The organism is Bacillus sp. DC4300-2b2, assembly GCF_049895685.1.
Taxonomy (GTDB): domain Bacteria; phylum Bacillota; class Bacilli; order Bacillales; family Bacillaceae; genus Bacillus; species Bacillus safensis.
In genome coordinates this window covers 1-18,261 of the sequence record NZ_JAFCSW010000004.1, presented here as the reverse complement: position 1 = coordinate 18,261, position 18,261 = coordinate 1, and the positions used below count along the sequence as shown (strand labels likewise).

General features: G+C 41.5%; 14 protein-coding genes and 1 riboswitch. Of the genes, 12 read left to right on the top strand and 2 right to left on the bottom strand.

Annotated features, from left to right (window positions below; all coding sequences use genetic code 11):
- Positions 1-91: 91 nt before the first annotated feature.
- Together ACP69X_RS14190 and ACP69X_RS14185 are read right to left on the bottom strand one after the other, a co-directional pair.
- Positions 92-388, bottom strand: a complete 297-nt coding sequence (locus ACP69X_RS14190) for a DUF3817 domain-containing protein (protein ID WP_426052769.1) — start codon at positions 386-388, stop codon at positions 92-94.
- A gap of 129 nt (positions 389-517) precedes the next feature.
- Positions 518-1,192: a GntR family transcriptional regulator gene (locus ACP69X_RS14185; protein ID WP_041089325.1), complete on the bottom strand. Its 675-nt coding sequence runs from the start codon at positions 1,190-1,192 to the stop codon at positions 518-520.
- A gap of 154 nt (positions 1,193-1,346) precedes the next feature.
- On the opposite strand from ACP69X_RS14185, the gene ACP69X_RS14180 reads away from it, so the two are divergent.
- The 12 genes from ACP69X_RS14180 to ACP69X_RS14125 form a co-directional block, all read left to right on the top strand.
- Positions 1,347-2,174: an AraC family ligand binding domain-containing protein gene (locus tag ACP69X_RS14180; RefSeq protein ID WP_041089152.1), complete on the top strand. Its 828-nt coding sequence runs from the start codon at positions 1,347-1,349 to the stop codon at positions 2,172-2,174.
- Positions 2,171-3,103: a DMT family transporter gene (locus tag ACP69X_RS14175; RefSeq protein WP_041089154.1), complete on the top strand. Its 933-nt coding sequence runs from the start codon at positions 2,171-2,173 to the stop codon at positions 3,101-3,103. Before ACP69X_RS14180 ends, ACP69X_RS14175 begins: the two co-directional genes overlap by 4 nt.
- A gap of 97 nt (positions 3,104-3,200) precedes the next feature.
- Positions 3,201-4,256, top strand: coding sequence for a tartrate dehydrogenase (locus ACP69X_RS14170; protein WP_426052768.1), 1,056 nt, complete (start codon positions 3,201-3,203; stop codon positions 4,254-4,256).
- 72 nt (positions 4,257-4,328) lie between these two features.
- Positions 4,329-6,515: a DNA topoisomerase III gene (locus ACP69X_RS14165; RefSeq protein WP_073980025.1), complete on the top strand. Its 2,187-nt coding sequence runs from the start codon at positions 4,329-4,331 to the stop codon at positions 6,513-6,515.
- 196 nt (positions 6,516-6,711) lie between these two features.
- Entirely contained in the window at positions 6,712-7,794 is a 1,083-nt protein-coding gene (locus ACP69X_RS14160) for a glycosyl hydrolase family 8 (RefSeq protein ID WP_041089160.1), read from the top strand.
- Positions 7,775-8,626: a GGDEF domain-containing protein gene (locus tag ACP69X_RS14155; RefSeq protein WP_075610909.1), complete on the top strand. Its 852-nt coding sequence runs from the start codon at positions 7,775-7,777 to the stop codon at positions 8,624-8,626. Before ACP69X_RS14160 ends, ACP69X_RS14155 begins: the two co-directional genes overlap by 20 nt.
- On the top strand, positions 8,616-10,328 hold the full coding sequence (locus ACP69X_RS14150) for a DUF2334 domain-containing protein (protein WP_073980022.1): 1,713 nt from the start codon (positions 8,616-8,618) through the stop codon (positions 10,326-10,328). The genes ACP69X_RS14155 and ACP69X_RS14150 overlap by 11 nt, the downstream gene beginning before the upstream one ends.
- A 37-nt stretch (positions 10,329-10,365) precedes the next feature.
- Positions 10,366-11,589, top strand: a complete 1,224-nt coding sequence (locus ACP69X_RS14145; RefSeq protein WP_175579069.1) for a glycosyltransferase family 2 protein — start codon at positions 10,366-10,368, stop codon at positions 11,587-11,589.
- A gap of 4 nt (positions 11,590-11,593) precedes the next feature.
- Positions 11,594-13,678, top strand: coding sequence for a cellulose biosynthesis cyclic di-GMP-binding regulatory protein BcsB (locus ACP69X_RS14140; RefSeq protein WP_338527770.1), 2,085 nt, complete (start codon positions 11,594-11,596; stop codon positions 13,676-13,678).
- Positions 13,679-13,747: 69 nt separating this feature from the next.
- A riboswitch (cyclic di-AMP (ydaO/yuaA leader) is annotated at positions 13,748-13,892 on the top strand.
- A gap of 112 nt (positions 13,893-14,004) precedes the next feature.
- On the top strand, positions 14,005-15,831 hold the full coding sequence (locus ACP69X_RS14135) for an APC family permease (protein ID WP_048238041.1): 1,827 nt from the start codon (positions 14,005-14,007) through the stop codon (positions 15,829-15,831).
- A 67-nt stretch (positions 15,832-15,898) separates the two neighbouring features.
- A complete protein-coding gene (locus ACP69X_RS14130; protein WP_073980020.1) occupies positions 15,899-17,620 on the top strand; it encodes a pyruvate oxidase in 1,722 nt (573 codons plus the stop codon).
- 231 nt (positions 17,621-17,851) lie between these two features.
- Positions 17,852-18,261, top strand: a 410-nt coding sequence (locus ACP69X_RS14125) for a T7SS effector LXG polymorphic toxin (RefSeq protein WP_426052767.1), incomplete at its 3' end; no start/stop codon positions are given.

Below are 18,261 nucleotides of genomic sequence, written 5' to 3'. Positions count from 1 at the left end.
CACGCTGAAAAGAAGACAAAGGGCTAAAATCAAAATCATTTTAGCCCTTTGTCAACAATCTGAAGCGTTCCTTTAAGGAACGCTTTTTCTATTAAGCTTTTGTATCATATTGGCGGAGCACCTTATCGTAGGCGAAATTGCCGAAAGGAATGAATGCCGCAAAAAAACCGGCGATGGACCATTTCAAATGCCAGCGAACTTTAAATGTCACATATGCCAAAACGAGCATATAGATGACAAACAATGCGCCGTGAAGAGAGCCTACAATGGTGACTGCCATCGGAATATCCGCAAAATATTTTAGAGGCATGGCAATTAAAAGAAGGGTTAAAAGAGATATACCCTCAATAAAACCCGCCTGTCGCAGACGGCTAATACTTGTATGCATATACAAATCCTCCTGTATAAAAGCTAGTTTCTCATCTTCTAATATAAACGAAAGATCGTCTGGACATGCTGAAATCTACGAAAAATTCAAAATATGTTCATGGATTGCTTAAAAAATGGGAAAAGTCCTTTACTGTTTGTTTGTTTCAGAGAGTACTTGCTTTAAGTGCATCACATCATGTAATAAATGCTCCGTCATTGCTTGAACCGCTTCTGTGGAGCGGCGCTTTTTTATTTCAGAATAGATCGCTGCATGCTCTCTTTGAATGGTTTCAGCACGAGTGCCGCCGCTAAAATGGAAGATGCGGCAATAGTGAATGAGTGCATTGACGTGATTCAATTGTTTGGATAAACGGTCATTGTGACTCGCCAAAATGATTTTTTGGTGAAAGGATTCATGTAACTGGACGATCTCTTTAGATGGCAGCTCCTGCTTGATCGCTTCGTCCGCCTCCGTGAGAACCTGCTCAATTTCATCCATTTCTCTTTGCGTGGCTTCCTTACAGGCAAGCTCAACAGCAAGTGTTTCTAAGGCAACCCGAATTTGATAGAGCTCCTCGACATCTTTTTCTGTTAACGTATAGACGGAATAGCCTGATCGATGATCCGCGATTAAAAGCTCGTCTTTTTCTAACAGCCTCATCGCCTCTCTTACAGGTGAACGGCTTACGCCAAATTGCTTGGCAAGCTGCGTTTCATTGATGCGCTCTCCTGGCTGAAACTGGCCATCAAAAATCATTTGCTTCAGCTGTTCATAAAATTGCATGTGATACGGTGTTGGTCTTTCCATCTCGAATGAATTCATCCCATCATTCCCTCTTTTGTACATCATCTTTTGTCTCATGTTATCCAAGTTTTTCCCTCTAGGCAAGCCTGCATCGAAAAGTCAATATCGTACAATCCAAGAGAAAAAGGGTGTGCTACACTAATGATGAGTTCAGTGAAAAGAGGGGATCGACATGAGAACATTAGAGGAACGAACAGTCCATTTTGACCAGGACTTGCAAATAGAGGCGTATCGCTTTCATGCCATCATCAAAAAGTTCCCAAAACATTTTCATACATACTATGTAATTGGATTTATTGAAGGCGGTCAAAGACGTATGTTCTGCCAAAATCAAGAATACATCATTGGAAAAGGAGATATCCTTCTTTTCAATCCTTACGATAATCACGGATGTGAACAATTTGATCACAAGCCGCTAGATTATCGCAGCTTAAATATTGAACCAGAGTTGCTGGAGAAGATCTTTCAGCACAAGCCGCATTTTAAAGCCCCTGTGGTTTCACAAAGTGAACTAGCAAAGCAATTATATGATCTTCATCAAATGATCACAGAAGAAGCTCCTGCTTTGAATAAACAGGAAGCCTTTTACTTTTTGATGAAGCAGTTGATCGAAACCTATTCTGATACACCAGAGGAAAAAGCATCAGCAGCCAATGCCAATGCCAATGAACAAAAAGTCCAAGACGTACAGCAATATATTGAAACACATCTCACGGAAAATATATCGTTAGATGACTTAGGTGAGCTTGTGTCCATGAACAAATATTCATTGCTGCGTGCTTTTACAAAGTTCAGAGGAATTACGCCGTATCGTTATTTACAGACAATCAGGGTGAACTATGCGAAGGAACTTCTCGCCCAAGGAATGAAGCCAATAGATGTAGCTGCTGCCGCTGGATTTTCTGATCAAAGTCATTTGACTCATTTCTTTTCGGAATTTATTGGGCTTACGCCAGGGCAGTATCAGCAAATTTTTGAAAAGCAGGTAACAGCAAAATGAAAAATAAACAGCTTCTTGGTCATCTAGCAGCCATGTTCACCATTTTTTTATGGGGATCTACCTTTATATCAACCAAAATATTATTAACGGCTTTTTCTCCAACAGAGATTTTATTTTTTCGTTTTTTCCTTGGGTACCTTACCCTGATGATCATTTATCCAGTCACCATGAAGGTACAGCGTAGAAAGCATGAAGGGATGTTTGCGCTCGCAGGGTTATGCGGTGTGGTCTTATACTATTTTTTAGAAAATGTTGCACTTACCTATACGTTCGCTTCGAATGCAGGTGTCATCAGCTCCGTTGTCCCATTTTTCTCTTTTCTATTGTCTTATTTTTTATTAAAAGATGAGCCGCTGCACAGCCGCTTTTTCATAGGCTTTTTCATCGCGATGATGGGAATTGTACTGATTAGCTTTAATGGGATGACGACGTTCCAATTGAATCCGCTCGGTGATGCTTTAGCATTTATGGCTACCATCGTCTGGGCATTTTATTCCATTTTATCGAAAATGATCAATCAATATGGCTACCATATTATTCAGGTGACAAGACGTGTCTTCTTTTACGGGCTGCTATGGATGATTCCGCTAATCTGGCATTTTAAGATTCGTTTAGACTGGGAGCGGTTCACGAATCCATCGTTTGCCTTCCACTTGCTGTTTTTAGGCGTCTTTGCATCTGCTATTTGTTTTCTGACATGGAGCTTTTCCGTGAAGACGATCGGTGTGGTGAAATCAAGTGTGTATATTTATGGAGTGCCCATTATCACGATGATCATTTCAATGATCGTTCTTCACGAGAGTCTGACCTTCATGTCGGCACTAGGAACGGTACTGACCTTAGGAGGTTTGCTGCTTTCAGATAAAAAAGGTGTGGGAAGAAAGAAACAGAAGTCCCCGATACTGGTGCAGGATAAAAAGGCGCTTTGATCAAAAAGCGTCTTTTGTCCATTGTAAGAACAGGCACTCTTTAGTAAACTCAAATTAAATGGTCGACGGTCGACCGATGACAAAGGGGGAAAAATCAATGAAGCATGTTTCAATTGCAGCGATACCAGGAGACGGAGTTGGAAAGGAAGTTGTGCCTGAAGCCATTCGAGTTTTGAAAGCGATATCAGAGGTGCATGGCGGTCTTTCTTTCACCTTCCAGGATTTTCCGTGGAGCTGTGAATATTATTTAGAGCATGGCGAAATGATGCCAAAGGATGGATTGGAACAACTAAAAGCCTTTGACAGCATTTTCTTAGGGGCCGTCGGAGATGCCAATTTAGTGCCGGATCATGTATCACTTTGGGGATTGCTCATTAAAATTAGACGTGAATTTGAGCAGGTGATCAATGTTAGACCTGCAAAACAGCTGAGCGGCATTCGCTCACCGCTTGCTCAGCCAAAGGATTTCGATCTGCTTGTTGTAAGAGAAAACGGTGAAGGTGAATATAGTGAAATTGGGGGCCGTATCTATCAAGGAGAAGATCAGCTTTCCATTCAAAATGCTGTTTTCTCCAGAAAAGGGACAGAGCGAGCCATGCGTTTTGCCTTTCAATTAGCAAAAAAGAGAAGAAAGCATGTGACAAGTGCAACCAAATCGAATGGAATCGTTCATACAATGCCATTTTGGGATGAAGTGTTTCAAGACGTAGCAAAGGATTATCCAGAGGTGACAGCAGACTCACAGCACATTGATGCACTCTCAGCCTTCTTTGTAACAAGACCTGAGAAATTCGATGTGATTGTAGCCAGTAATTTATTTGGCGATATTTTGACTGATCTTGGAGCTGCCATTATGGGAAGTATTGGCGTGGCGCCTGCCGCCAACATCAATGTGAATGGCAAATATCCGTCTATGTTTGAGCCTGTACACGGATCAGCCCCAGACATTGCAGGAAAAGGGATTGCCAACCCAATCGGTCAAATTTGGACAGCTAAACTCATGCTTGATCATTTCGGAGAGGAAGAACTGGGCACACACCTGCTCGAAATCATCGAGTCAGTCACAGCAGACGGCTTTTTAACAGCAGACATCGGCGGAGCCTATCAAACACAAGAAATCACCAACGAAATCATCGAGCGTTTGAAGAAATAATCCGTCATTAGAACCGCATCTCCACGTCTGCTATAATAAAAGGATGGATAGAAGAAAGAGATGTGAAATCTAGTGTCAAAAACAGTTGTATTAGCAGAGAAACCTTCAGTAGGACGTGACTTAGCGCGTGTGCTGAAGTGTCATAAAAAAGGAAATGGTTTTTTAGAAGGAGATCAATACATTGTGACGTGGGCGCTTGGTCATTTGGTCACACTGGCTGATCCAGAAGGCTACGGAAAAGAATTTCAATCCTGGCGTTTAGAGGATTTGCCGATCATTCCAGAGCCGCTCAAGCTTGTCGTCATGAAAAAGACAGGAAAGCAATTCCAAGCAGTAAAAGCACAGCTTGCAAGAAAAGATGTAAAAGATATTGTCATCGCAACAGATGCTGGACGTGAAGGGGAGCTAGTCGCAAGATGGATTCTTGAAAAAGCGCATGTGAAAAAGCCGCTAAAACGACTATGGATCTCATCTGTTACGGACAAAGCCATTCAAGAAGGCTTCAAACGATTAAAAGATGGCAGAGAATATGATAATCTGTATCGCTCGGCGGTTGCACGTGCAGAGGCAGACTGGATTGTAGGGATCAACGCAACAAGAGCGCTGACGACCAAGTTCAATGCACAGCTTTCCTGCGGACGGGTACAAACACCAACGATTGCCATGATCGCCAAACGAGAAGAAGACATTCAGCAATTCCAGCCGAAGCCGTTCTATGGAATGACTGCACAAGTAGATGGGCTTACCTTGACATGGCAGGATGCCAAAACAAAGCAAAACCGCACATTCCAAGAGAATGTCATAAAAGAGCGTTTGGCAGGCTGCAAAGGAAAACCAGCGGTGATCGATGCATTGAAAAAAACAGCGAAAAAAGCTTTTGCTCCAGGGCTGTATGACCTGACTGAATTGCAGCGTGATGCACATAAACGCTACGGCTTCTCAGCAAAAGAAACCTTGTCTACGCTTCAGCGATTGTATGAGCAGCATAAGCTTGTGACATATCCACGTACTGATTCACGATTTATTTCAGCGGATATCGTTCCTACATTAAAAGATCGTTTAAAAGGAATGAACGTCAGACCGTACGCACAGCATGTGAACCGCATTTTACAATCAGGCGTGAAAGCGCACAAAGGCTTCGTCAACGATGCAAAAGTGTCAGATCACCATGCGATCATTCCAACCGAGGAAGAGCTGTATCCTGGTGCACTAAGTGATAAAGAGCGTAAATTATATGATCTTATTGCCAAACGATTCCTTGCTGTACTCATGAATCCTTTTGAATACGAGGAAACAACGGTGTTTGCCAAGATAGGCAGTGAAACCTTCACGGCAAAAGGAAAAACCGTACAATCAGCCGGCTGGAAAGCCGTGTATGATGATTCCTATGAAGACGAGGAATCAGCCGAAGCAGATCAGCATCTGCCGCTGCTCTCAGAAGGGCAGTCACTTGAAGTACGCCAGCTGAAAGAAACAAATGGAGAAACGAAACCTCCTGCCCGTTTTAATGAAGCAACTCTGCTATCTGCTATGGAGAACCCAGCGGCATTTATGCAAAATCAGGAAAAGGACTTAGTGAAAACCCTCGGTGAAACAGGCGGACTAGGAACAGTGGCCACAAGAGCCGATATCATTGAAAAACTGTTCAACAGCTTCTTAATCGAGAAAAAGGGCAAAGACATTTTCATCACATCGAAAGGGAAACAGCTGCTTTCCTTAGTGCCTGAAGACTTAAAGTCTCCTGCATTAACAGCGGAATGGGAACAAAAGCTTTCTAAAATAGCAAAAGGACAGCTGAAGGCTTCTCAATTCATGAGTGAAATGAAGTCCTATGCAAAACAAGCCGTATCTGAAATCAAACAGACGAATCAAACCTTTAAGCATGACAATGTCACTGGCACCCATTGTCCTGACTGCGGAAAACTTATGCTGAAAGTGAACGGAAAACATGGCACAATGCTCGTGTGCCAAGACCGAGAATGCGGCCACCGTAAAAATGTAGCGAAGAAAACAAACGCACGCTGCCCGAACTGTCATAAAAAGCTCGAGCTGCGTGGAGAAGGCGATGGTAAAATCTTTGCTTGTGTGTGCGGCCATAGAGAAAAACTGTCGGTTTTCGAAAAACGCAAATCTCAATCCAATCAAAAGAGAGCCAGTAAGCACGATGTGTCTAAATATATGAAGAAACAAAAGAAAGTGGAAGAACCAATCAATAACGCACTGGCTGAGCAATTAAAGAAATTAAAATTAGATCAATAGTAGTGTATAAACCCATGCGGAAACGCATGGGTTTTTCAGTGCAATCAAGTATATCGGCATATGGTTTTTCTGAAAATGGGAATACGTATGCGAAAAGACTCGTAATTTGGTATGAAATATTTATTTAAATTTTAACAAAAACACTCTATAATAAATCGTTGGATGCTAAGAGAACAGGAGTTGAAAGGGGACACGAATGGTTACAGCCATACATCGCACGGCTATTGTTTTACTCATTGTTTTTTTATTAGGCGGATGTACCTGGAAACAGCAGAGTGAATCAGCTGATCCAGTATCTCCACAGCCTGTATTGCCTGGAGAATATTTTATCACTCATCACCTCATGACAGATCAAGGCATGATTCGCACTTCATTAGCAAAGCAGCACATCTACTTATCTGAGTCGCTTGGACTTTGGATGGATTATCTTGTTCGAAAAAAAGACCAAAATTCTTTTGACCAACAATTTGGTGTCCTGCAAGATGAATTTTTACTAGATGATCATCTTCTCAGCTGGCAAATCGAATCTGATCAAAAAAGTAAAGCCAATGCTCTAGTTGATGACTTACGGGTAGTGACGGCACTTCAAAAGGCAGATCGTTTATGGAAGAATGCAGCGTATCAAACCACAGCAAAAGAAATCGCACAAGCGTTAAAAGACAAGAATATGTATAGAGGCATCTTGTCCGATTATTATGATGCATCAACAAACCGAACTTCACACACAATCACACTCTCATATTTAGACCCAAAAGCAATCAAAGAATTGGAATCCCTCAAAATATTTACGAAACAAATGACGAGTAACCAATTGACCATTCTAAAACAAGCACCGAGAAAAAAAGGATTCTTTCCTAAATCCTATGACATAAAGAAAAAAGCCTATTCATTTGATCAAGAAATCAATATGATTGATCAACTCTATACGGCTCTACATGCTGATCGTGCAAAGGTGAGTACGTCCGCGATCATGAAATGGCTGAAAACGACTTTTAAAAAAGAAGGAAAACTGTACGGTAGATATAAACTGAGCACATTGCAGCCATCGGTGACGTATGAATCGCCTTCTGTATATGCACTGGTCATCTTGTATGCTCTAAAACGAAACGAACCGGAATTCGCAAAAGAGGTCTATGACCGCATGAAAGAATTACAAATTCAAGATCCTCTCAAGGATTATTATGGAGGATACATGAACGAAAAAGACACACACTCATTTGACAACTTATTGCCTCTCATTGCAGAAAGGGAGCTTTTTAATGAATCGGTTATTCAGTAATACGTATCGTTTATATTATTCTCTGCTCCTCACGTTTGCAGGTCTTATTTTGTTTATGGGCTACCTTGGCTTACATGATGCAGAGAGCTTTTTGATGATCACACTGACTTTTGTCGTGTTAGGATGCGGGATTTTATTTGGCATCTTACCAGCATTAATTTTTACCTTGCTGATGTTGTTCTTTATAGGAAGTGCTATGTTCTTTACAGAGCTTGGCCACACAAATCCTTTCTTTTCCAATCGAACATTGCAGGATGTGGTGGTTTGGGGCGTAGCCCTACTCTTTTTCGCGATTTCAGCAGGAAGCTTGCATGAGCGGATCAAGACGATGCGTCACACCATTGAACAACAAAAGCAGGCGATGAAACAATTTGTGGCGATTGACTCGACAACTGGATTTGACAATGCAGATCGGATGAAGCTGGAATTATCCGAGGAAATGAAACGGGCAGAACGTTACAAACAGCCATTCGTTTTTATCCTTCTTCATATCCATTATGCAGCGGAATTCAAATCGTTATATGGAGAAAAAGAAATGCAGCACCTATTTCAGCAGTTAAGTATCAAGATTCGCGAAAGTGTCAGAGAAACGGATAAGAAATTTCGATTATCCGAAGAACGAATAGGCTTGCTGCTTACTCACACACCAGAAGAGAATGTCTCTGTCGTCCTTGAGAAGCTAAAAGATAAATTGCAAAAGCATGTGCTGTTAAACGGTCGTGAAGTCACCCTGACTTTTCATGTCTGTCATTTAACAAGCAGTTCGGATTATCGTACGCCAGAGCAATTTTTAGAAGAACTAGAAAAAGAGATGATGATGAATGAACTTTAATTCTTTGATGAAATGCTGTTTGCTGCTTGCTCTTTTTTTGATTCTTTCTTTTAAATACATGGCTTCAGCCGACGCACTTGCCAAGTCAGATACCCTGATCGTTTATTCGACAGAATCGGGGGAAGCGACTCCAGCAGTGCATATGCTGGATCTACTCGCCGGACATTTTTCAACAAAGACGACGATTGTATCTGATGAACATTTGGCTGAAAAGAAGATCAGTGAATTTCAGCAAGTCATCTACCTAGGAGAAATAAAGAGAACCTTACCGAAACAGACCATTCGTATGATGAATGAAGCACAGAAGGTAATAGCCATTGGATACAATGCGGAACAGCTTCGCCCATTCTCCAAGCTTACTTTTCACAAACAAGATCACACGAGTCAAATCAAATATACAGATGATCAAACTTACCGTCAGCTAGAGAAAAGTATTAGTGCGTTAACGGTTCAAGGGGCAGACTTGCAAAGTGAATTTTTATTGAAGAAGCATGAAGCTGATCTTCCATTTGTGATTCAAACAAAGAAAGGTGCCGACTATATTGGAATCTTAAATGTCGTGCAGCAGATCGAGCTACTTGCAGAAGTGCTAGAAAAACGTCTGCCTTCTTCTCATCAACTGACCACAAAGTACTTAAGGCTTGGGAACATCAGCCCTGTCACTGACGAGAAGAAGCTGCTTGAGCTTGGACAATACGTATCGACTCGGCATATTCCGTTTCTGATAGCGGTAACCCCTGTATGGGTGGATCGAACAACAGGTGATGAAGTGACACTGAGTGACCGCCCGCAGCTCGTAAAAGTGTTAAAACAATTGCAAAGCGATGGAGCTAGCATCATTCTTCATGGATTTAGCCGTACGTACCGAACGGAGGATTCTGGTCAGGACTTTGAGTTCTGGGATGCAAAGAATGATCAGGCCATTACGTCAAATGACCCAAAAAAAGCCGAGAAAAAGCAAAGTGAAAGCCATTTTTCGAATGAAAAAGACTTCCATGCTTATACGAGATCGAATCAGCAGCAAGAAATCATCTATACAGAAGAAAAAATCACAAAGGGTATTGAGCTTCTTGCGCAGCAAGGTCTATATCCACTGGCATTCGAGGTGCCGCATGATGCCATATCCCAACAAGGCTACGATGTGATATCAAGGCATATGTCCAGTCTGTTTGGACAGGTACAGTTGTCGGATCATACGTGGAAAACAGCCGGTGCTCCGCCGCTGGTGACGAAACCCGCCATGCTTCACGGCATGACCTTATATCCTCAGCAATCAGTAGAACCAGCGTCTGACCAAGAAGGTTCAAATATTTTAATAGAACAAAAGATTCAATCCATCCAGCATCTTCAATCTGCCGCAATCGGGCTGTCCTATGATGTGGAATCCAGAATAGATGGACTACAGAATCTGGTGATGCAGATGGATGCAATTCCTTCTAGTGAATGGCTGGATTTAAAGAAAACAAAACAGACGGTCCAAACATCACATGTGCAGATCAAAACATCAGGGAATGGACATATTCAAGTAGAACAATCCAATAGAGCAGAAACCAAAACAGTCAAACGAAGCGGTATGGAAAATATGCTGCGCATTCTCACAGTCGTGGTGATGCTGTTTATTGTGGCATTTGCTTTTTACACATTGTATTTAAGACTGACAATGAAAAAACGAATTTTTAAGGAGAGAAAATCAGGTGGCTGATGTCTTATTTTATCTTTCATTAATATTGATTTGGATCATGCTCCTATACCACATGTTTCTCATGCAGGGCGGTTTTCAGCACTACCTGACCTACGAAAAAGTGCTGCCTGAATGGACGAAACAGGGGAAAGAGCTGCCGACTGTCAGCATCCTGATTCCTGCTCATAATGAAGAAGTTGTCATCCGGCAAACGCTAAAAGCAATGGTCCAGCTATCCTACCCTAAACATCTCCTTGAAATCATTGTGATTAATGACAATTCCTCCGATGGCACAGGGGACATCGTGCAGTCATTCAGTGAGCAATATGATCATGTCCATATGATTGAAACGAAGCCGCCATTTGCAGGAAAGGGAAAATCAACTGCACTGAATGAAGGCTTAAAGGCTTCAACAGGAGAAGTCATCTGCGTATACGATGCAGATAACATGCCTGAACAAAAGGCTGTCTATCACTTGGTTCTCGGTTTATTGAACGACCCAAAGGCAGGCGCTGTTGTCGGGAAATTCAGGGTCATTAATGCAGCCAAAAATCTCCTGACCAAATTTATTAATATTGAGACCATCTGCTTCCAATGGATGGCGCAGGGCGGAAGATGGAAGTGGTTTGGCATTGCGACAATACCAGGCACCAACTTCGCCATCCGCCGCCACATTTTAGAAGAACTTGGCGGCTGGGATGTTCATGCGCTGGCTGAGGACACCGAATTAACGATTCGTGTCTATAACCTTGGCTATGTCATTCGATTTTTCCCGGCAGCGATCACTTGGGAACAAGAGCCTGAGACGTGGAAAGTCTGGTGGCGGCAAAGAACGCGCTGGGCTCGAGGTAATCAATATGTTGTACTCAAATTTTTAAAGCAGTTTATGAAGCTGAAACGAAAACGAATGATTTTCGATTTGTTTTATTTCTTCTTTACGTATTTCTTATTTTTCTTCGGTGTCCTGCTCTCAAATGGGATCTTTATCGTGAACCTATTTGTTGACCTTCACTTATCTGTAGGTGCTGTTGCACTGATCCTATGGGGATTGGCCTTCTTCCTCTTTCTAACAGAAGTGATGATTACATTAAGCATTGAGAAAACAGAGCTCACCAAACAAAATATACTCATTGTGGCGCTCATGTACTTCACTTATTCTCAAGTATGGATTGCGCTAGTCGTATACTCCTTATGTGTAGAGGCAAAGAGCCGTCTATTCAAACAAGAAGTAAAATGGTACAAAACCGAGCGCTACGATCAACAACAAAAGAAAAGTGGGTGACAAATTGAAATCGGTAAAATGGATGATTTTTATATTGATGATATCCCTTGCCATTCAGCCTTTTTTCATGGCGGGGCAAGCACTGGCGCAATCAAATCGAGTACAAGTGAAAGATGACTGGATTCGCTCATCAAAAGGAAGCCAAACAGAAACGCAAGCATTATCAGAAGATGTAGTGACCTTGTATGGACAAGAAGACCGCACTGAATTTTCCTATCAAATAGAGAAAGGAAAAATAGAGTCTAGCACCCTTACATTGAATATAGAGGCATCACCATTACTCATTTCGCCATCATCGTTCACAGTCATGATTGATGGAGAGATTGAAAAGACCATTCCAGTATCAGGGAAAAACCAAAAGAAGTCGATTCAAATCAAATTGAACAAAGAGCAATTGAAAAAAGGTTCTCATCTAATTCAGCTCGCATTTTATGGCGTGTTAAAAGAAGGTGTGTGTATCAACCAAGAGACACCTGCCAATTGGCTGAAAGTATATCCTGAAAGTGAGCTGGCTTTCAAAGGAACTCAAACGACAGACGTGACGTTAGACAGCTTCCCTTCACCTTTCATTCAAACAGGTGATCAGAAGGAACAAACAGATATTGTGATTCCAAATTCACCGGAAGCAGCTGAATTAGAAGCGGCTATGAAAGTATACCGTACGTTGAAAAACAAAGACCGCCAAGCAGACCTCAAAATCGTCCAAGAAAAGGACCTCAAGCAAATCGCGCATCCAACGATTGCTGTTGGAGCGAAAGGAAACTGGGAGGGACGAGTGAAATCGATCGAGCAAGCTGCGAAAATGAAAACAGCAAGCAACCAGCTCACGTTAGCAGTGAGAACACTGACTGGGAAGAAAAAAGAACAGCCCATTTTATTTGTCACTGCTGAACAGCCAAAGATAATTGCTGAAAAAATCAATGTCCTGACTCAACCAGAACTGACCGATCAGCTCACTGGGACAGATTTGCTGCTTCAAAAGGTTACTGCTAAAGCATCAAAACCATCTCATCAAATTCGTTTAAAAGATTTTGGTGGTGATGATGTAACGGTTGGAACCAAAAAGACGGCATCGGATCATTACTATTATCCGAAGGCATTGATCTCTAATCAAAAATCTGGTGCAAAGTTAAATCTATCATTTAAAAAAACTGATACAGCGAACAAAGCGGAACGCTTAACAGTCATGATTAATAATGAACCACACGATGTACCGTTAACAAAACTAGGAAACAAAGATGAGAATGGATTCTATCATGTGTCAATTCCAGTAGATTCACAAGTGCTCCAGAAGAATGAATATATTGATTTGCAATTTGTTACTACAGGCTTTAAAAACATGGAATCCTGTAGACATACAGATGAAGAAGGCTGGATTTACATTGATAAGAATAGCTCTCTTCAAATACCAGAAGGGACGACTAGTGATACACCGGATTTAGCCGCATGGCCGCTTCCTTTCACATCAAAAACGCAGCAAGGAAAAACATTGATCATCATGCCAAATCAAATCAAGCAAGAAACGATCAATCAAATGGCGATGCTGACAGAATCATTTAGTCAGCCGGAAGCTGCTCAATATCAATTAATCAAAGCATCAAATGTGACAAATGATCAATTGAAAAATCACTCTATTATTTTCATCGGGGGCATTCAAACGTTCTCTCTTTTAAAAGAAAAGGCAGAGGATCTCATCGTTCCTGTGACAAAGGATCAGTATGATGTATCCTCCTTTGGCATGATCAACGAAACGACTGCTCGTATTGTATGGACACAGCCATCTGTATGGAACAAAGAGCAAACAATGACCGTCTTTTCAGGAATGAATGCAGCTGACGCTGATCTTTCACATGAAGTGCTTCATTTCCTGCAAACAAATACGGAAATGGCAACAGTTGCCATCGAGAGCAAAAACAAAGACATGTTCTCTAATCATCAAACGGTCAGCACAACAAATGATCTCAAAAAAGGTGAAAAGCAAGGCGTCGGTGATTCTTGGATTTATTTTGCATGTATCGCTGTGCTGATTATTTTTGTGGTCGGAATGATTATTTATTTTGTGCGCAAAAACCGCAAAAAGACTGATTGATAAACGATCAAAAGACCTTGAAAAAATATCTTTACTTTGGTGTCAAACGGGAGTATGATCTCTTTTATAAAAGACCAATCGCTGAATCATTTCGATGAGCGGGGGAACCATTTGTGGTGCAGGACACCACTTGGGGTGAATCCTTTTTAGGTAGGGCAAAGTCTCATGCGCCCGAATCCGTCAGCTAACCTCGTAAGCGTTAAAGAGAGCAAAGACCAACCTGTGATCTAAACAATAGACGCAGGGGCATTCTATTGCCTCTGTGTCTTTTTGGCGATCCATCTTTTGTAACTTAAATCGTTTGACACTAAAGGAGCGGGCATCACATGTACAGTTTGATGAAGCGTATTTTAATTGGGAAACCATTAAAATCACAGGCAGCAGGAGAACAAAAACTATCAAAAATCAAAGCGTTGGCATTATTGTCATCAGACGCATTATCATCCGTTGCATACGGTACAGAACAAATCTTGATTGTTCTTTCAGTCGTTAGTGCAGCAGCATTTTGGTACTCACTCCCGATTGCAGGTTGTGTATTAATTCTTTTAATGGCGTTAATTCTATCTTACCGCCAGATTATTTATGCTTATCCAGAAGGCGGCGGGGCCTATGTCGTCTCTAGCCGAAACTTAGGTGAAAAGCCAGGACTGATCGCTGGCGGATCATTGCTTGTAGATTATATTTTGACTGTAGCAGTGAGCATATCAGCGGGTACCGATGCCATCACATCAGCTTTTCCGGCACTATATCCATATCATGTGCTGATTTCAATTGTATTGGTCATCTTGATTATGGTGCTCAACCTTCGTGGATTGACAGAATCAGCATCTATTTTGGCTTATCCCGTATACTTGTTTGTCATATCACTCCTTATATTAATTGGAGTCGGCGGCTTTAAATTATTAACAGGAGGCGTTCCTCCAGCACCTGAGCATACTGCAATAGGTACACACGTACCTGGCATTACATTATTTCTTTTATTAAAAGCATTTTCGTCTGGCTGTTCTGCACTGACTGGAGTAGAAGCCATTTCAAATACCATTCCATCCTTTAAAAAACCAGCTGCACAAAATGCAGCGAGAACATTATTGATGATGGGTGGATTACTAGCTGTATTATTTGTTGGCGTGACATTGCTTGCGTTTGGTTTTGGTATCTCACCAAAGCCAGAAGAAACAGTTGTATCACAAATTGCATCAGATACATTTGGACGTACATTTTTCTATTATGTCATTCAGGCTGTCACAGCTTTAATCTTGATATTAGCGGCAAACACCGGCTTCTCCGCCTTTCCTTTATTGGCGGTCAACTTAGCAAAGGATAAATATATGCCGCGCATGTTTACTGTAAGAGGGGATCGTCTCGGTTACTCTAATGGCATTATCTTTTTAGGTGTAGCTTCCATGCTACTCATTTGGTTGTTTGATGGGAAAACGGAACACCTTATCCCGCTATATGCTGTCGGTGTATTTATTCCATTTACGTTGTCACAGACCGGTATGTGTGTGAAGTGGATTCGTGAAAAACCGCAGGGCTGGAAAACGAAAATGCCTATCAATATAGTGGGAGCGCTGATTTCTTTCACGGTTCTCATGATTCTTATTTTGACCAAGTTCCATCTTGTATGGCCAGTATTTGTTTTCATGCCAATTGTGCTATTGATCTTTCATTCTATTAAAAAGCATTATCTGTCTGTCGGAGAGCAACTGCGTTTAATGAATGAAACAGAGCCAGTTGAGATTAAAGGAAATGTGGTCATCGTGCCAATAGCAGGGGTAACACGTGTCGTCGAGCAATCTGTTCAATATGCAAAATCCTTATCAGAGCAAGTCATAGCAGTTCATGTATCCTTTGATAAAGAAAAAGATAAGAAAATTGAAGCGGATTGGGAAAAACTGAACAGCGGTGTGCGGCTTGTGATGCTGCATTCGTCTTATCGAAGTCTTATTCATCCGCTTGATAAATTTCTTGAAACGGTTGAGGCAAAAGCAAATGCGCATCAATATAAAGTGATGGTGCTCGTTCCTCAATTTATCCCGAAAAAAAGATGGCACACCATCTTGCATAACCAATCTGCCTTTTTATTAAGATTCCGTCTATTATGGAAACGGGATATTGTGGTCGCCACCCTTCCATATCATTTTAAAAAGTAGCAGCAAGTTGAAACGTTTGATCAAAAGGGTGCGGTGGTATGGAGTAAGAAAAAAGGAGTTTTCTCACATGCCGCAAAGAACCGCAGGAAAAGAAGTAACAGCGCTACTGGAAGAGTGGGGCGTAAAACATATTTATGGAATGCCCGGCGACAGCATAAACGAATTGATTGAAGAGCTTAGGCACGAATCAAGCGAAATACAATTTATACAAACGAGACATGAAGAAGTGGCGGCACTCTCAGCGGCGGCTGATGCCAAACTAACAGGTAAGCTCGGTGTCTGCTTATCCATCGCTGGACCGGGTGCTGTCCACTTATTAAATGGACTATACGATGCAAAAGCAGATGGCGCACCCGTTTTAGCAATTGCAGGGCAGGTTGCGTCGAATGAAGTAGGAAGAGACACATTTCAAGAAATCAAATTAGAGCGGATGTTTGACGACGTCGCAGTCTTTAATCAGCAGGTACAAACAGCAGAAGCTCTGCCTGATTTATTGAATCAAGCCATTAAAGCAGCTTATACCCATAAAGGGGTGGCAGTTCTCACCGTATCGGATGACTTATTTTCTCAAAAAATTAAGCGTAAGCCTGTTTATACATCTCCTCTTTATGTTGAAGGAGAAGTACGGCCAAAGAAAGATCAACTGCTAAAGGCAGCACAGCTAATTAAAAATGCGAAGAAGCCAGTCATCTTAGCAGGTAAAGGATTACGTAATGCAAAAGAAGAGCTTCTTTCATTTGCAGAAAAGGCTGCTGCACCTATCGTCATCACCCTTCCTGCAAAAGGTGTTGTGCCAGACAGGCATCCATACTTTTTAGGAAACCTAGGTCAAATTGGAACGAAGCCAGCTTATGAAGCGATGGAAGAGTGTGATCTCTTAATTATGCTTGGAACTTCCTTTCCATATAGAGACTACTTACCAGAGGACACACCTGCCATTCAACTGGATATTAAACCAGATCAAATCGGTAAAAGATATCCGGTAGACGTAGGAATCGTGAGTGACAGCAAGAGTGGTTTGCATGAACTGACCTCCTACATTGAATATAAAGAACAGCGTGGTTTCCTTGAAGCTTGTACTGAGCATATGATGAAATGGCGAGAAGAAATGGATAAGGAAAAATCCGTTGCTACATCACCACTTAAACCTCAGCAAGTCATTGCTAGATTAGAAGAAGCAGTCGAAGACGACGCCATTCTTTCTGTTGATGTAGGGAATGTGACCGTATGGATGGCACGCCATTTTGAAATGAAACAACAGGATTTCATCATCTCCAGCTGGCTTGCCACAATGGGCTGTGGTTTGCCTGGTGCTATCTCTGCTAAGTTAAATGAACCGAATCGCCAAGCGATTGCTGTCTGTGGCGATGGTGGCTTCACAATGGTCATGCAAGACTTTGTGACAGCGGTAAAATATAAACTGCCAATCGTTGTTGTGATTTTAAACAACAATAACCTTGGAATGATTGAATATGAACAACAAGTAAAAGGAAACATCAATTATGGTATAGAGCTGGAAGATATTGATTTTGCTAAGTTTGCAGAAGCATGTGGCGGCAAAGGAATCTCCGTGTCATCACATGAAGAACTAGCTCCAGCCTTTGATACAGCCCTTCAATCAGATAAACCTGTCATTATTGATGTTGCTGTCACCAATGAACCGCCGTTACCTGGGAAAATTACGTACACACAAGCAGCTGGTTTTAGTAAGTACTTACTGAAAAAATTCTTTGAAAAAGGCGAGCTGGATATCCCTCCACTCAAGAAAAGTTTAAAACGCTTTTTCTAAACAAAATGTAGTCGGTCCTCTCAAAAGAGGACTGACTTTTTTGTGATGAAAGGAAAAATATTTCAATTATCACTTGTTTTATTCCTTCTGAAAATATATGGAAATTATTTTTGTAACTTAAAGCCTATTTTTCCAATTCGCTGAGAAAGGTAAAATAGACTTTATGATCAATAATGGAGGGAGTGACTTCTTCTGGGCAAGATACTTGATGCAAAAGCACTAACAAGTGCCATGGACACAAGGGCAAAACACTATCAGGAACTCCGTGAACAAATGGTAGATTTAAAAAAGGCATTCCAAGGTGTTGCCAACCTCCGTGATGATTTTACTGGGAAAGGTGCCGATAACATTAAAAGCTTTTATAAAGAACTAGCGGGTAATGTTGACATGTTTATCAATTTCATTGATAAGCAAAAAGCCTTTCATGAAGGTGTTTCTGGGACACTTGATGATACGAGCTTTGGCGGCGATACCTTTGTAGAAGAACACTTTTTAGACAACGCAGTACATATGGGCATCAAGAATGCCAAAAGCATTGTAAAGGATCAAAAAAAGGCACTCAAAACGATTTTTCAAGACATTGATGATCTCATTTCACTAGAGGTATTTGATAGCCAAAACTTTGACGAAAAAATAGAAGA

What these genes read in the sequence shown, in the direction of transcription:
- ACP69X_RS14170 (WP_426052768.1), top strand. Translation starts at nt 3,201, where the DNA reads ATGAAGCATGTTTCAATTGCAGCGATACCAGGAGACGGAGTTGGAAAG.
- ACP69X_RS14160 (WP_041089160.1), top strand. Translation starts at nt 6,712, where the DNA reads ATGGTTACAGCCATACATCGCACGGCTATTGTTTTACTCATTGTTTTT.
- ACP69X_RS14150 (WP_073980022.1), top strand. Translation starts at nt 8,616, where the DNA reads ATGAACTTTAATTCTTTGATGAAATGCTGTTTGCTGCTTGCTCTTTTT.
- ACP69X_RS14130 (WP_073980020.1), top strand. Translation starts at nt 15,899, where the DNA reads ATGCCGCAAAGAACCGCAGGAAAAGAAGTAACAGCGCTACTGGAAGAG.
- ACP69X_RS14185 (WP_041089325.1), bottom strand. Translation starts at nt 1,192, where the DNA reads ATGAATTCATTCGAGATGGAAAGACCAACACCGTATCACATGCAATTT.
- ACP69X_RS14135 (WP_048238041.1), top strand. Translation starts at nt 14,005, where the DNA reads ATGTACAGTTTGATGAAGCGTATTTTAATTGGGAAACCATTAAAATCA.
- ACP69X_RS14155 (WP_075610909.1), top strand. Translation starts at nt 7,775, where the DNA reads ATGAATCGGTTATTCAGTAATACGTATCGTTTATATTATTCTCTGCTC.
- ACP69X_RS14180 (WP_041089152.1), top strand. Translation starts at nt 1,347, where the DNA reads ATGAGAACATTAGAGGAACGAACAGTCCATTTTGACCAGGACTTGCAA.
- ACP69X_RS14145 (WP_175579069.1), top strand. Translation starts at nt 10,366, where the DNA reads ATGCTCCTATACCACATGTTTCTCATGCAGGGCGGTTTTCAGCACTAC.
- ACP69X_RS14175 (WP_041089154.1), top strand. Translation starts at nt 2,171, where the DNA reads ATGAAAAATAAACAGCTTCTTGGTCATCTAGCAGCCATGTTCACCATT.
- ACP69X_RS14190 (WP_426052769.1), bottom strand. Translation starts at nt 388, where the DNA reads ATGCATACAAGTATTAGCCGTCTGCGACAGGCGGGTTTTATTGAGGGT.